The following is a 15,140-nucleotide window of genomic DNA, read 5'->3' as shown; positions in this document are numbered from 1 at the left end:
CGCTGTCTTCAACTGGGTGAACCGAATGCGCCCGCCGCTGTCAGCTCGGCGATACGCTCTGGTGCATAACCGAGCACGCGCTCCAGCACCTCGGTCGTGTGTTGCCCGAGAATCGGAGCTGCGAAGGGGTCGACAACCGGCGTTTCGCTGAAGCGCAGGGGGGATCTGATGTTCGGGATTTCGCCTGCCATCGGATGCGGAATGGACGAGGCGAGCGCACGCTCGGCCATTTCCAAGGAGCTGAACGCACCTTCCACGGTTCTGACGACGCCGGACGGGACGCCTGCGGCCTGCATCTTCGCGGCCCATCGTTCGCTGGAATCGCTGGCGAGGACTCCTTCGATGATGGCGGTCAAGTCCTCGCGGTGCGCCATCCGGTCGCGATTGCTCAGGAAGCGTGGATCCTCAGCCAGGTCGGGCCGTTCCAGCACGTTGGTGACGAGACGCCGGTAGGTCCGATCATTCGCGCAGGTGATGTAGAGTGGGCCGTCTGCCGTCTGGAAGGTGCCGGTCGGGGTGCTGTCGGCGCTGCGGTTCCCGGCGCGCGTCGGATTGCGGCCCGTCGCGAGATAGTTCATGGCGTGAAAGCCGAGCATCAGCGCGGCAGTGTCGAACAACGCCGTCTCGACACGCTGCCCGCGTCCGGTGCTCTGGCGTGCGGCGAGCGCGCCGAGCACCGCGATCGCGGCTGTCATGCCGGTGGAGATGTCCATGATCGCAGGGCCGGTGCGAACGCCTTCCTGATCCGGAAAACCGTTCATCGACATGAAGCCGGTCTCCGCCTGGATGACAGGATCGAAGCCCAGACGATCGGCCATTGCCCCGTCGCGGCCATAGGCCGAGACGCTGCAATAGATCAGGCGAGGGTTGCGTTCATGCATCGCGTCGTAGCCGAGGCCGAATCGTTCCATCACCCCGCGCGAGAAATTCTCCACCAGGATGTCGGCCGAAGCGACGAGTTCAGCCGCGATCTTTCGCGCAGCTTCGTTGGTGAGATCGAGCGCAACGCCTTTCTTGTTGCGATTGACCCAGAGGAAGGGCACGCCCTCGCCGCCGAGGTGGGGTTGGAACCGGCGAAAATCGTCGCCGTTCGCAGCGTTCTCGATTTTGATCACCTCGGCGCCCATGTCCGCCAGGAACAGCGTGCACATGGGTCCCGCGATGAAGTGCGAGAAGTCGATGACACGCAAGCCTTGAAGCGGTGAAGGCGCGCCAGGCGCTCGCGGGCGCGGCGGCGGAAGCTGGGGACGGGCTGTGGTCACATGTCACCTCCGGGCAAAAGCTATCGCGGCAGTCCGAGCCCACGTTGGGCGATCAGGCTGCGCTGGATTTCGTTGGTGCCGATGCTGATGACCCACATCAGCGAATGCCGGAGCATCTGCTCGATCCGCCCGCGCAGGATTGCGCCCGGGCTGTGCTCGCTGAGCAGCGCCTCCGGCCCCAAGAGGTCCAGTGCGGTCTCGCCGAAGCGCTCCATCAGCTCGCCGGAATAGACTTTGCTGACCGCCGCCTCGTCCGGCGGCGTCTCGCCCTTGTCCACCTGCTCGGCGCAATGGACCATCATGCGCCGGCCGGCCTCGATCTCGGCCGCCAGCGCAGCGACCTTGGCGCGCACCAGCGGATCGCGTCGCATCGGCCTGCCGTGACGTTCGGCGTTGCGGATGTATTCACACAACAGCTCGAACATGTGGGCGACCTTCAAGACGATGCCGCCGCCAATGAAGCCGCGTTCGGTCGCCAAGGCGCCGGTCAGGACCTTCCAGCCTTCGCCCTCGCCGCCGATGCGGTTTTCGGCGGGTACCCGCACCTCGTCATAGAACACGTTGGCAAAGGTGCCGCCATACATTGTCTCGGAGGGGCGGATCGTGATGCCTGGTGTCGTCATCGGAACGATGAACATGGTGATCCCGGCATGAGGGGGCGACGCATTCGGATCGGTCCGGGTCGCGAGCAGCATGTACTCGCCCCAATAGGTCGTGGTCCAGATCTTCTGCCCGTTGATCACATAGTGGTCACCGTCGCGAACCGCGCGAGTCTTCAGCGATGCCAGATCGGAGCCGGCCTGGGGTTCGCTGTAACCCATGCCATAGATCGCTTCGCCGCGGAGGATTTCCGGCAGGTAACGTTGCTGCTGCTCCGGAGTGCCGTGGACCTGGAGCATGGCGGCCTGCACGGGCGCACCTGCACGTGGCGCTTCGGCGCGCTCCATTTCCTCCATGAAGGCAAGCTGCTCGAAAGCGCCACGCTCCTGACCGCCGAATCGCTTCGGCCAATTCAGGCCAATCCAGCCGGTATCGCCCAGCGCCCTGGCGAATTCGCGGTCAAATTCTCGTTCTGCGAAAGAGAGCTGCTCATGTCGAGAGCGGCGCTCACCCGACCAATGCACGTCGAGCCAGGCGCGCACCTCACGACGGAACGCATTACCCGCCGATCCGAAGTCGTACTCCGGAAACCGGCCGTCACCGTCGTGTTCGAGAAAATGGCTCGCCAGTTGCTCGACCGGCGGGCGCTCGCCGCCATGGCGAAGCACGCCGAGATGAACCTGCCTGAAGTGGCGGGGCGCCTCGTGCTCCTCGCTGTAGCCGATCGCGCCGAAAGCGTGCTGGGTTTCCAGCGACACGTGGCGCAGCGAAGCCGCGGCGGTGGCCACAGCTCCCGCTGCGAACCAGCGCCAGGGCGCGGCTTCCAGGTCATATTGGGCCGCGGCATTCGCAATGGTGAGCTGGACCGCACGCAATGCGATGTGGCAGTTTGCGAGCTTGTGCTGGATGGCCTGGAAACGGCCAATGGGTTGCCCGAATTGGCGACGCTCGCCAGCATAGGCGACGACCTGTTCGAACGCGCGCTGGGCAGCACCGAAGGCCCGCGCGGTCTCGCTCAGGGCCGCGACTGCGAGCAGATCCTGGACCTCGCCTTCGGTGAACGGCACCGTCACGAGCGGGACTGCATCGATTCGGACCCGCCACCAGCCAGCCTTGCCCATCACCGGCGTCGGCTCAGCGGCGACCCCCCTCCCGGTCGTGACGATCACCAGCGCCGGTCCCGGCACGAACACGCCGAGATGGGTCACGACGTCCGCGGATTCGATGAAATCCAACTCCGCAATCAGGCGGCCGCCTTGCACTTCCGCCCGCCCCGAGACGCCGTCATTGTCGAAACTTGCGAAAGACAGGGCCAGCATCGCGTCGCCAGCGTGGAGGTCATCCAGCAGCGCGCGCAGGGTAGGGGCTTCGCTGCGGGCCGGAAGCTGCATGAGGTTGATCAAGGCCGCATCGGCGAGCGGTGCACGGGAGGCGGCGTGGCCAGCCTCTTGCTGCACCAGCACGATCTCGCGCAAGCCGCCTTCGGCGGGGGACGCGGCAATCTGGGTCAGTCCCTGGGCTGCCAGCTGCTTCCAGAGTTGCGCGGTGAGCAGGGCCGCTCTCTCCGAAACGACCTCAAAAAATCCGCGGACGGCTTCTTTCAGGATCCGACGATCCTCGTCCGACGGCAACTCCCGCATCATTCTAGCTCTCGTGCTGGATTTTGGTTCAACCATTCTACATTTGTACAAAGTGTGGGTCAATGGCAGCGCCTCGCTGGCGGGAATCGTCGGCTTCGCCTATAAGTCGTTGCGTGTCGAAGATCCGGGTTGATATGAGCGCTTCACAATTGCCGGCCAAATCCAGCCCCGAAGCTGCGCCGCTGGCGCAGTTTCAGCGTATCCGATCGTCCCGTGCGTTCGACGAGATCGCCGCCCAGATCCGCACAGAGCTCGCCTCCGGCAGGCTTGCGGTCGGCAGCCGCTTGCCGTCCGAGCGGGCGCTGTCTGAGCAGTTTGGCGTCTCCCGCAATACGCTTCGCGAGGCCTTGCGCTCGCTCGAGCATGCCGGTCTGATCCGCCTGCAGAAGGGCGCCCGCGGCGGCGCCTTTATCAGCCAGCACAGCGGTGAAGCGATCGCGACCGGGCTGATGGACATGTATCACGTCGGTACAATCCAGCCGGCGCAATTGACCGAGGCCCGCATCTGGCTCGAATCGATTGTGGTGCGGGAAGCGTGCCGGCGTGCGACCGCCGCGGACATCGACATGCTGAACCGCCTCATCGATGAGGCGCAGGAGGCGCGACGGCGCGGCGATTTCGCGAGCCGCGCGGAGAGGCACATCGAGTTCCACCGGATGCTGGCGCGGCTCACCGACAATCCGATCATGGTCATCGTCATGAACGGTGTCCTCGACGTGCTCGCTCATTTCGTGCAGCGGATCGGCGAGTACGACAACAGCTTCGTGTTGCCGTCGCGCCGCCGCTTCATGGAACACTTCGCAGCCGGCGATGCCGACGCCGCCGTGGCTGAGATGGAATCCTGCCTGAAGCGTCTGCAGCGCAGCTACATGTCGCGGATCCAAGCCGCAGAAGTGGCGCCGGCGACCAAAGCTATTCCACGCGCCCGGCGGTCTCCTTCGTCCTCCCAGCGCTAGACCGACTCACCTCATAACTCCGGTCCGCCGCGGCTCCAGCGGCCGGCCTCGCGCGCGCAACTGAACGGTCCGCCACCAGCCGGAGTGCGGCTTCGTTGGCCGTCGCGGCTCCGTTGACACGGCTTCTGGTCGCGGTTAGTGTCGCAATGGTTCAACCAATAGATCGGAAGCGCATGACTGCAAATCCATCCCTCGGTGAGATGCTGGCGGTGCTGCTTGCGCGCGATATGGTCGATGGCGAGAAGGTCATCATCGGCACCAATTCGGACATCCAGCTCGCCGCCTGCAATCTCGCGCGGCGCCTGCAGGCGCCGCGGCTGTGGTGGATTTCCGGCCCGGGCGGAATGGTCAATCCGACCCGCGATCATCTGCTGTCCACGGCTGATTACGAGAACGTCGAGTCGGCGGAAGCGTGGATGGATCTGCCCGTCATGATCGACTTCATCGACTGGAAGATCCATTTCTTCGATTTCGCCATTCTGTCGGCATTGCAGGTCGACCGGTTCGGCAACATCAACACGGTGGTGGTCGGCGACCAGCGCAAGCCGCGGGTCCGCGGTCCCGGCACCGTCGGCATCAGCGCGCTGTGCGGTCTCGCCAAGCGCTTCTATGTCTGCCTGACCCGTCATGACCGAAGCGCGTTCGTGCCGCGGGTCGATTTCCTGTGCGGCCCCGGTCACATGGAGGGCGGGGATTCCCGCGAGCGCATGGGGTTGCCGCCGGGCGGGCCGAAACTGGTGCTGTCCCCGCTGGGCGTTTTCGATTTCGCTCCCGACAGCAAGGCCATGCGCGTGAAGTCGATCAGCCCCGGCGTGACGCTGGAGCAGATCCGCGACGCCACCGCCTTCGACCTAGTCGTCGAAGGAACGCCCCCCATGACGACCATGCCGACCGATCAGGAGCTCGAATTGCTGCGCAAGCATGTCGACCGGCGCGGCGATCTCCAGCGCAAATTTCCCTGATCGCACTCCAATCAGACCGACAGGCAGACTGAAGCCCCATGACCAAGAGCAAAATCGTTTCCGCCGACGAGGCTGTCGCCGAGATCCAGGACGGAGCCAAGGTTGCGCTCGGTGGCTGGATTTTCAACTCGCAACCCATGGCGCTGGTGCGGGCCTTGATCCGCAAGGGCGCGCGCGACTTGCACCTCATACCGGCGCCCGGCTCGATCGCGCCGGACATGCTGATCGGTGCAGGCTGTGCTGCCTCCACCGTTTGCGTCTTCATCAGCTTCGAGCAGTTTGGCCTGGCGCCGCACTTCCGTCGCCAGGCGGAAAGCGGTGCGCTCAAGGTCTACGATCTGGATGGACCGGGCATTGCCGGCGGACTGCGGGCCGGAATTTGCGACCTGCCTTACATGCCGGTGCCCGACCTCGGCACCGATCTGCCGAAATTTGCTCCGGAGCATTACTGGCCGCTGCCGTCCAAGCCCGGCGAACGCAAGATGCTCGCGGTCGCCGCCGTGAAGCCGGATGTGTGCCTGCTGCACGCCCAGCAGGCCGACGAGCACGGCAACGTCCAGCACCTCGGGCCGCCTTTCTTCGATGCCATGATTGCCCAGGCCTCGCGACGGGTGATCGTCTCCGTGGATCGTATCGTCTCATCCGACACGATCAGGCGCAGCAATCATCTGACCAAGCTGCCGAGCGCCATGGTCGATGCGGTCGTCGAGGCACCGTTCGGCGCGCATCCCACCGCTTCGCCGTCGCTCTATCGCTCCGATGACGCGCATCTGAAGGAGTATGTGAAGAGCAGCGCGAGTGGTGAGGCGTTCGGCGGCTATCTGCAGAGATATGTGCGGAATGCCACGCCTGCCGCGTATCTCGACGCCATCGGCGGCAGCCGGCTGGCTGCCCTTGCTGTCTCCGAAACCAATCTGACATGAGCGTTGATATGCCAACCGGATCGACCCGCCCGGGGATCCTCGACGGAATCCGCGTCCTCGATTTCACCGCCATGATGTCGGGTCCTTACTGCACGCGGCTGATGGCGGATCTCGGCGCCGAGGTGATCAAGGTGGAGCCGCCGGAAGGCGACCACATCCGGTTGCGTCCGCCGCTCCGTGGTGGGCGAAGCGCGTATTTCGCGCAACTGAACGCCGGCAAGAGCAGCATCGCTCTGGATCTCAAGCAGCCTGCGGCGCGTAAACTGATCTACGACTTGGTGCCCCACTGCGATGTGCTCGTCGAGAACTACCGCCCGGGCGTCATGCAGCGACTCGCGCTGGACTACCACACCCTCGCCAAGCTCAATTCCAAGCTCGTCTATTGCTCGATCTCGGGCTTCGGCCAGGAGGGCTCCTGGTCGGGGCGGAGCGCCTACGCGCCAGTGCTGCATGCAACGTCCGGCTACGACATGGCCAACCTTGATTACCAGGAGGGCGATATCGCGCGTCCTCTCAAGAACGGGATCTTCATCGCCGACGTCTTGGGCGGCTCGACCGCGTTCGGAGCCATTCAGGCGGCGCTGTTTCGGATGCTCAAGACAGGGCAGGGAGAATATGTCGACGTGTCGCTGCTCGATGCCATGGTCAGCATGCTCGTGTACGAGTGTCAGGAGGCGCAATTCCCGGCCGAGCGCCGCCGGCCGCTGTATCGACCGACGCAAGCCAGCGACGGCTTCCTTCTCGTCGCTCCCGTGAGCCAGAACAACTTCGAGGCCTTGGCGCGTGGCGTCGGCCATCCCGAATGGATCGGTGACGCGCGCTTCGCAACCAGCGGAGCGCGCGAGCATCACTGGTCGGAGTTGATGAACTTGCTCGACGATTGGGCGGCGTCGCGAACGGCCGCCGAGTGCGAGGCCATCCTAACCAGGGCCGGCGTACCGTGCTCTCAATACCGGACCATCCGCGAGACGATGACGTTGCCTCCCATATCGGAGCGCGGCGTTCTCGAGGAGATCGATGATGGAGCCGGGCCGATGCACATTCCCAATCCCGCATTCCGGTTCGCGCACAGCGCAGCCCATGTCCGGAACAAGGTGCCAGCGCTCGGTGAGGACGCGTCAAGGCTGTTGCAGCGCCTCTTGGGGCTGAGTCCTCAAACGATTGCGACGCTGCGCGCGGACAAGGTTCTGCGGGGCGTGGAAGAGAGGGTCGTCACGACGGCCGAGTAGACCAGTAGCCACGACCACATGGAAGGGGTCAGAGTTGAGCGCGGCGAATCTTCCCATCCCCGAAAACATCGTGGCGGTGTTGACGGATCCTGCTGCCTACGGCGATCAGCGCATCTTCGAGGCCTATCGATGGCTGCGTGCCAATCAGCCGCTCGGAATTGCCACCCGTCGCGGCTTCAATCCCTTCTGGGTCGTGACGCGCCACGCGGACATTCAGACCATCAGCCAGCAGAACCAGCTGTTTCGCAGCAGTGACCGTCCGGTAGCCCTGCTGAGCAGCAAGGCCGAAGCGAAGATCGAAGCGGCAACAGGCGGCAACGGCCTCCTGCGCACCCTGGTGCAGATGGACGCCCCCGACCATCCAAAGTTCCGAGCGTTGACCCAGAAATGGTTCACGCCGGGCAATCTGCGCTCGCTCGAAAGCAAGATCCGCACCATCGCGAAGAGCTATGCGGATCGGCTGACGATGTCCGGCGGACAATGCGACTTCGTCTCCGAAATCGCGCTCGGGTTTCCGCTGCGGGTGGTCATGACTATTCTGGGCGTCGATCCCGAACATGAGCCGAAGATGCTTCGCCTGACGCAGGAGTTCTTCGGCACCAAGGACCCGGACCACGCGGGCAAGGGGAAAGATGACGGTGTAACGGCGCTGTCCGACGTTGTTTCGGAGTTCGGCGAGTTCTTCTCTTCTGTCGTTGCAAGCCGCTGCGCCCAACCCTCCGACGATCTCGCAAGCGTCATTGCCAATGCGCAAATCGACGGCGAGCCGATCTCGGACCTCGATGCGCTCAGCTATTTCGTGACCATCGCGACCGCTGGGCACGACACCACGTCGTCATCGAGTGCCGGCGGGATGTGGGCGCTTTGCGAGCATGCGGAGCAGTTTGACAAGCTGAAAGCCAATCCCGCCCTGATCCCCGGCTTTGTCGACGAGGCGATCCGCTGGACCACGCCCGTCAAGCATTTCATGCGGACGGCGGCCGCGGACACCGAGCTGGGCGGCCGCTCGATCAGGCGCGGCGATTGGCTCATGCTGTGCTACGCATCTGCAAACCGCGACGAGGCGGTCTTCCAGGATCCCGACGTATTCCGGATCGATCGGTCGCCGAATCGCCACCTTGCCTTCGGCTACGGAGCTCATCTGTGTCTGGGGCAGTATCTTGCCAAGCTCGAGATGCGGATTCTCTTCGAGGAGTTGCTGCAGCGGATTTCGTCAGTCGAACTCGACGGCGCCGGCGCAATGACCATCTCCTGGTTCGTCAACGGGCCCAAGCGGCTTCCGATCCGCTATCAACTCCATTGAACGGGTTTGCCGCATTCACTTTCGTGCGTTTCGCGGCACCACCAAACGAGCAGACACGAGCATGAAGATCACAGCCGCAGTCGCGCTCGCGCCAGACCGCCTGTTCGAGCTGATCAGTTGCGATCTGTCCGATGATCTGGCGCCCGGCGAGGTGCTGGTACGCATCGCGGCTTGCGGCATTTGCCATACCGATCTTGCCGTCAAACTGCAGCACATCCCCGTGCCGTTGCCCAAGATCCTCGGGCATGAAGGCGCAGGCGTCATCGAACGCGTCGGTGCGGGCGTGGTCGGATTGGCCGAAGGTGACCACGTCCTGATGAGCTTTGGCTCGTGCGGCGCGTGCGGGCAGTGCCAGCTCGGCGCGCCCGGCTATTGCGACGAGTTCGGCTTGATCAACCTGTTCGGACAACGGCGCGGCGGCTCGGGGCTTCGCTACCGTGGCGCCGAACTCGGCGGTTCGTTCTTTGCCCAATCGGCGTTCGCGACCCATGCCATTGCCACGGCGCGGAACGTTGTCAAGATCGAGAAGGACTTGCCGCTTGAGCTGCTTGCTCCGCTCGGCTGCGGAATCCAGACCGGTGCGGGCGCGGTGCTGAATGTCCTGGCGCCCCGGGCCGGTGCATCGATCGCGGTGTTCGGCGTCGGCGCGGTCGGAATGGCCGGCATTATGGCCGCCCGGCTGGCGGGCTGCAGCACGATCGTCGCGGTCGATGTCCGTCCCGAACGGCTTGCCCGCGCGCGCGAGATCGGAGCAACGCATACGATCGACGGCCGGGTGCCCGATTTGGCCAAAGCGGTAGCCGCGCTAGGCAGCGGGCGCGGCGTCGATCATTCGCTTGACACCACGGGGGTGCCCGACGTGGTCGCGGCTTCGATTGGTTGCCTGCGCCAGCGGGGATCGTCCGCCCAGGTTGCCGCGCCGCCGCGTGGGACCCGCTTTCCCGTCGAAGCGAGCGTGTTGGTTGGCGGAGGCTTGAGCGTGCGGGGCGTCGTCGAGGGCGACGCCGTACCGGGCATCTTCCTGCCGCAGCTGATCGATTTCTTCCGCCGGGGGCAGCTGCCGCTCGACAGGATCGTCAGCTTCTATCCGTTCGAATCGATCAACCAGGCCGTCGAGGACATGGAGACCGGCGCAACGATCAAGCCGGTGCTGCGGATGAACTGAAAAAATTCAAGAGGGGAGGACACCATGCAGGAAGCGAATCTGGATCAGGCGATCGTCAACCACAAAACTTACGGAACTCTCGACAGGCAGCACGCCCTGTTCTCGAAGCTCCGCAAGCAGGATCCCGTGCATTGGACGGAACCGTCGGGATTTCGTCCGTTCTGGACCATCAGCAAGCACCAGGACATCATCGAGATCGAGCGGCAGAACGAGCGCTTCATCAACGCGCCCCGCACGAAGATCCTGTCGATCGATTTCGAGACCAAGGTGCGCGAGGCGATGGCCGGCCGTCCAATGCTGGTCCGCGCCATCAATCACATGGATAATCCCGAGCATGCCAAATACAAGAAGATCACGCATGCCTGGTTTCAGCCGCGTGAGGTGCGCCGCCTCGAAGAAAGGATCGGGTCGCTCGCCCGCGCCAGTGTCGACCAGATGCTGCAGAAAGGCAATGAGTGCGATTTCTATAACGACGTCGCGGTGTGGTACCCGCTGAAGGTGATCATGCTCATCCTGGGGATTCCGGACGAGCATGGGCCGCGCCTGCTCGACATCACCAAGGCCTATTTCGGCGGCGGCGATCCGGAAATGCAGCGTGGCAGTGACCTGATTGACGCCACCTTCGCCTATGTGAACTTCTTCAAGGAGGTCGCGCAGGAGCGGCGGCAGAACCCGAAGGACGACCTCGCAAGCATCATTGCGACGGCCGAGGTCGACGGTAAGCCGATTGGGGAGTTCGAGACCTCGTCCTACTACGTGGCGCTCGCTAGCGCCGGCCACGACACCGCCAGCGCAACGCTCTCCGGCGGCCTGCTCGCCCTGATCGAGAATCCGGCGGAGATGCGCAAGCTGAAGGACAATCCCGATCTCATTCCGTTGGCGGTCGAGGAGATGGTGCGGTGGGTATCGCCGGTGAAGCACTTCTTCCGGACCGCAACCGAGACTTACACCTTGCGCGGCAAGACCATCAAGCAAGGCGACAACCTGCTGCTGGCCTACCCCTCCGCAAATCGGGACGAGGACGCCTTCGAGAGCCCGTTCGTATTCGTCGCTGACCGGACGCCGAACCGCCATGTCGGCTTTGGCTTCGGCATTCACGCCTGCCTTGGCATGTATCTCGCCAAGATCGAAATGATCGCCTTTATGCGCGAGCTCTTGTCGCGCGTGGGCAGCATCGAACTCACCGGTGATCCGGCCTGGACCGAGACATCGTTCGTCGGCGGCCTGAAGCGGCTTCCGATCCGCTTCTCACGACGTCATTAACCGATTGCCGATCTGCAGCGACCGAGATCGGCACATGATCAGGAGGGGAGCGTAGGTATGGACTTGGCGCCCACCGAAGCGCAACAGATGTTGCGCCATAGCATCGAACGTTTCGTCGCCGGGCATTACGACTCGGCAGCGCGTCGTCACGCGATGCAGGCTCCCGAGGGATTCAAGCGCGACAATTGGCGCCGCTTCGCCGACCTTGGCTGGCTCGGGCTGCCGTTCGCAGATGACGTTGGCGGCTTCGGGGGCGGCCCGCCGGAAGTGGCCATCCTGATGGAGGAGCTTGGCCGAGGCCTCGCCACCGAACCTTATCTCTCGACAGTGTTGCTGGGCGGTGGGCTGATCGCGGAGTGCGGCAGCGAAGAGCAACAACGGACCTTGCTGCCCGCCGTCATGAACGGCGAGCGGTTGCTGTCGTTTGCGCATTACGAGACGGACGCAAGAGCCGGCCTTTCGGTGGTTCGGACCGCGGTGAGAAGCGAGGATCAAAGTTGGACGCTGCACGGCCGGAAGATAGCCGTCCTCGATGCCACCTCGGCCGACGTCCACCTCGTGTCGGCGCGGTTGCCCGATCAGCAGGGGCGAGGCCTCGCGCTGTTTCTGGTGCCGAAGGACGCCGCCGGCGTGCGCTTGCGCGACGCGCCCCGCCTGGGCGGAGGCCGTGTCGCGGAGCTGATATTCGAAGACGTTCGGGTCCCCGCGAATGCCCGCCTCGGAACGAGTGCGGACGTGCTGCCCGCGATCGAGGCCGTCGTCGACCGGGCGATCGCCGCACTCGGTGCGGAGGCGGCCGGCCTGATGCGCGCCATGTTCGAGGCGACCCTCGCATACACCAAGGTGCGCAACCAGTTTGGCCGTCCCCTGTCCGCCAACCAGGTCATCCGGCACAGGCTGGCGGACATGTACATCCACTGCGAGGAGGCGCACGCGATGGCGGCGCGTGCGGCTCTCCTGATCGGGAACGAGGCCGATGCGATGGAGCGTTCGCTCGCTGCCTCGGGCGCCAAGGTGAAGATTGGACGCGCCGCGCGCTACGTCGCGGAGCAAGCCGTTCAGCTTCATGGCGCGATGGGCGTGACGGACGAACTCGATCTCGGCTTCTACTTCAAACGCCTGCTGGTCTTTGAAGGGCTATTCGGAAGCGTGGACTTTCATCTCCAGCGTCACGCCGCTTTGTTCGGCAACTCCCGCCCGGAATGAGGAACGATGTCCCTGTCACTCACCCCCGAAGAAAAGCGCTTCAGAGATGAGGTGCGAGCGTTCATTGCTGCGCATCTTTCGCCAGGGCTGCGGCGGGCCAGCTCTCTCAACGTCTCCTTCTTCTCAGATCCGGAGATCGTCGCGCCTTGGCAAAATGCCTTGCACGAGCGCGGCTGGGTCGCACCGGGCTGGCCGCAGGAGCATGGCGGGCCCGGCTGGTCGGCGGCGCAACGCTGGATTTTCGAATCCGAGTGCGCGCGCGCCGGGGCACCGCAGCTCTCGCCCATGGGCATCAAGATGGTGGGACCTGTCTTGATGCGCTTTGGGACCGCTGAGCAGAAGAAGTTCTATCTGCCCCGCATCCTCAGCGGCGAGGACCGCTGGTGCCAGGGTTATTCGGAGCCGGGGTCGGGCTCGGATCTTGCTTCGCTGAAGACGCGCGCGGCCCGCCGTGGGGAGTGCTACATCGTCAATGGCACCAAGATCTGGACCACGCATGCGCATTTTGCAAATCGCATGTTCGCGCTGGTCCGCACCAGCGACGAGCCCCGGAAACAGGACGGCATCAGCTTCCTGCTGATCGACATGAAATCGCCGGGCATTACCATCCGCCCGATTATGATGATCAGCGGCGACCACGACGTCAACCAGGTGTTCTTCGACGACGTCGAAGTCCCCGTGGCCAATCTGGTCGGCGAGGAGGGGCGGGGTTGGACTTATGGCAAGTATCTGTTGGAATTCGAACGGGGCGGCGGGGTCAACTCGCCGAAACTAAAGCACGCGCTGGAGAAAGTGCGGCTGCTCGCCAACTCCGAGCTGTCCTGTCACGCGATAACGCGCCCGGAGATCGCAACCAAACTGTCGGAGATCGAGCTCGATCTCCAGACGCTGGAGTTCACCGAGTTGAAGGTGCTGTCTGCGCTGCAGAGAGGTGAAAATCCTGGACCGGTGTCATCGATCCTCAAGCTGCGGGCCAGTGAAATTCATCAGGCCATCACCCGAGCCGGAGTCGAGATCATCGGGCAGAATGCGTTGGTGGAGGAAACGCGCCGCCCTCTCCACGCTCTCGCCGACGAGCCACTGATCCCCGAAGACCTGCTGAGCGTGGTACCCCGCCATCTCAACGGCCGCGCCAACACGATCTTCGGCGGGAGTTCGGAAATCCAGCGCGATATCATTGCGAGGCAAGTTCTCGGGCTCTAAGACAAGCCGCGTCGGCGTCCGAAACCGTTCAGGCCATGGCGGGGATCTGGCAAGCCTGAACATATTCCTGCTTCAGCCGGCCAACCAGGTCAGCCACCGCGGGAATGTCGTCGATTAAGTCGATACCCTGGCCGGCGCTCCACAGCGTCTTCCAGGGCTTTGCGTCCTCAGGTAGATGGTCGTGCCGCATGCCTTTGCCTTTCGGCTCCGGCAAGTCGTCCGGATCGAGGCCTGCAGCGCGCAGCGACTCGACCAGCCAGTTCGCAGCCACGCCGGCAACTTTCCCGGTGTAGATCAGGCCTGCGGAAGTCTGTGCGACGAGCATCCGTTTGTAGTCTTCGGGTGCCAGGGACTCCCGGGTTGCGATGAACCGGGTGCCGAGATAGGCGAGGTCAGCGCCGAGCACTTCAGCGGCGCGGATGCTGGCGCCATCGGCTATGGCCCCCGCCATCACGATCGTGCCGTCAAAGATCGAGCGGACTTTGCGGATCAACGCCAGATGGCTGATCGTGCCGGAATGACCGCCGCCGCCGGCGCCGATGCAGATCAGGCCGTCCACGCCGGCCGCGATGGCGCGTTCGGCAAACGGGATGCTGGTGATATCGTGAAACACCTTTATTGCTCGATCATGCGCCTGCTGAACGATGGTCTTGGGATTGCCGCCGACAGTGATGACGATACCGACGCCTTGTTCCGCACAGAGATCCAGGTGCTTCCCGATCTCGTCGTCCGGCGTCTTTGCCGACAAGTTTACGGCGAGCGGGCCAATCGGACCCGGCGCCTGCGCGGCGTGTTCGCGCAAATCCTCGCGGATCGTGCGCAGCCAGCCAGCGAATTCTTCGAAGGAGCGGGCGTTCTGGCGGGGCAGGGCGCCAATCACGCCGGCCTTGCACGCCTCGCGAACGAGATCGGGGCCGCTGACCAGGAACATCGGCGCGCAGATTGCAGGCAAGGAAAGCGATTGCCGGAGCCTTGGATCGAGCGTCACGCACGCCTCCTTTGGGGCAAGATCGGTACGGCTCGTTAGCCCTGGTCGGGCGCGAACATCGGGATCATCGTCCCGTCCTCGGCTGGCTTGAAGACGACGTGGACCCGCTGTCCGATGCGCAAGGAGTCGAGATCGCAGTCAACGATGTTGCTCAGCATGGTCACGCCCTCGTCGAGCCGCACATAGGCGATGGCGTAAGGAATCGGGCCGGCACGGCGGGTGACGCTGACGCTGTAGATCTCACCCTTGCCGCTGGCGTCGCGCCATTCAGTGTCGCCGAGGCAATAGGGACAGAGGGGGCGCGGATACCAGTGCGGCTTGCGGCACGAAATACAGATCTTGATGCGCAGCGATCCGGCCGCTGTCGCGGCAAAGAAAGGCTCGGTTGCGCCGTCATGCACGGCCGAGCCGAGCGGGCGGTCCTGGTAAATCGTCGTCAT

General features: G+C 64.1%; 13 protein-coding genes. 9 read left to right on the top strand and 4 right to left on the bottom strand.

Annotation, left to right across the window (positions count from 1 at the left end):
• Positions 1-8: 8 nt before the first annotated feature.
• Together ACQR0W_RS29205 and ACQR0W_RS29200 are read right to left on the bottom strand one after the other, a co-directional pair.
• A complete protein-coding gene (locus ACQR0W_RS29205; protein ID WP_434840792.1) occupies positions 9-1,262 on the bottom strand; it encodes a CaiB/BaiF CoA transferase family protein in 1,254 nt (417 codons plus the stop codon).
• Between the two features lie 20 nt (positions 1,263-1,282).
• The gene (locus ACQR0W_RS29200) at positions 1,283-3,505 is read right to left on the bottom strand and encodes an acyl-CoA dehydrogenase family protein (RefSeq protein ID WP_434840793.1); all 2,223 of its coding nucleotides are present in this window, start codon (positions 3,503-3,505) and stop codon (positions 1,283-1,285) included.
• Between the two features lie 20 nt (positions 3,506-3,525).
• On the opposite strand from ACQR0W_RS29200, the gene ACQR0W_RS29195 reads away from it, so the two are divergent.
• The 9 genes from ACQR0W_RS29195 to ACQR0W_RS29155 all read left to right on the top strand — a co-directional run bounded on the left by ACQR0W_RS29195 (position 3,526) and on the right by ACQR0W_RS29155 (position 13,712).
• A complete protein-coding gene (locus ACQR0W_RS29195; protein WP_434840794.1) occupies positions 3,526-4,458 on the top strand; it encodes a FadR/GntR family transcriptional regulator in 933 nt (310 codons plus the stop codon).
• A gap of 173 nt (positions 4,459-4,631) precedes the next feature.
• On the top strand, positions 4,632-5,420 hold the full coding sequence (locus ACQR0W_RS29190; protein ID WP_434840795.1) for a CoA-transferase subunit beta: 789 nt from the start codon (positions 4,632-4,634) through the stop codon (positions 5,418-5,420).
• Between the two features lie 38 nt (positions 5,421-5,458).
• Entirely contained in the window at positions 5,459-6,343 is an 885-nt protein-coding gene (locus ACQR0W_RS29185; protein ID WP_434840796.1) for a CoA transferase subunit A, read from the top strand.
• The gene (locus tag ACQR0W_RS29180; protein WP_434840797.1) at positions 6,340-7,572 is read left to right on the top strand and encodes a CaiB/BaiF CoA transferase family protein; all 1,233 of its coding nucleotides are present in this window, start codon (positions 6,340-6,342) and stop codon (positions 7,570-7,572) included. The genes ACQR0W_RS29185 and ACQR0W_RS29180 overlap by 4 nt, the downstream gene beginning before the upstream one ends.
• Positions 7,573-7,606: 34 nt before the next feature.
• Positions 7,607-8,875: a cytochrome P450 gene (locus ACQR0W_RS29175; RefSeq protein WP_434840798.1), complete on the top strand. Its 1,269-nt coding sequence runs from the start codon at positions 7,607-7,609 to the stop codon at positions 8,873-8,875.
• A gap of 61 nt (positions 8,876-8,936) precedes the next feature.
• Entirely contained in the window at positions 8,937-10,040 is a 1,104-nt protein-coding gene (locus ACQR0W_RS29170) for an NAD(P)-dependent alcohol dehydrogenase (RefSeq protein WP_434840799.1), read from the top strand.
• Between the two features lie 24 nt (positions 10,041-10,064).
• Complete coding sequence (locus tag ACQR0W_RS29165) at positions 10,065-11,303, top strand: cytochrome P450 (protein ID WP_434840800.1); 1,239 nt, start codon at positions 10,065-10,067, stop codon at positions 11,301-11,303.
• Positions 11,304-11,360: 57 nt separating this feature from the next.
• Positions 11,361-12,509, top strand: coding sequence for an acyl-CoA dehydrogenase family protein (locus ACQR0W_RS29160; protein WP_434840801.1), 1,149 nt, complete (start codon positions 11,361-11,363; stop codon positions 12,507-12,509).
• A gap of 6 nt (positions 12,510-12,515) precedes the next feature.
• The gene (locus tag ACQR0W_RS29155) at positions 12,516-13,712 is read left to right on the top strand and encodes an acyl-CoA dehydrogenase family protein (protein ID WP_434840802.1); all 1,197 of its coding nucleotides are present in this window, start codon (positions 12,516-12,518) and stop codon (positions 13,710-13,712) included.
• A gap of 28 nt (positions 13,713-13,740) precedes the next feature.
• On the opposite strand, the gene ACQR0W_RS29150 is transcribed toward ACQR0W_RS29155, so the two are convergent.
• Entirely contained in the window at positions 13,741-14,700 is a 960-nt protein-coding gene (locus ACQR0W_RS29150; protein ID WP_434840803.1) for an NAD(P)H-dependent flavin oxidoreductase, read from the bottom strand.
• 35 nt (positions 14,701-14,735) lie between these two features.
• On the bottom strand, positions 14,736-15,140 hold the full coding sequence (locus ACQR0W_RS29145) for a Zn-ribbon domain-containing OB-fold protein (protein ID WP_434840804.1): 405 nt from the start codon (positions 15,138-15,140) through the stop codon (positions 14,736-14,738).

The organism is Bradyrhizobium sp. HKCCYLRH1034 (assembly GCF_051168375.1).
Classification (GTDB): domain Bacteria; phylum Pseudomonadota; class Alphaproteobacteria; order Rhizobiales; family Xanthobacteraceae; genus Bradyrhizobium.
The sequence above is the reverse complement of the archived record's forward strand: the minus strand, read 5'-3'. Positions and strand labels throughout refer to the sequence as shown.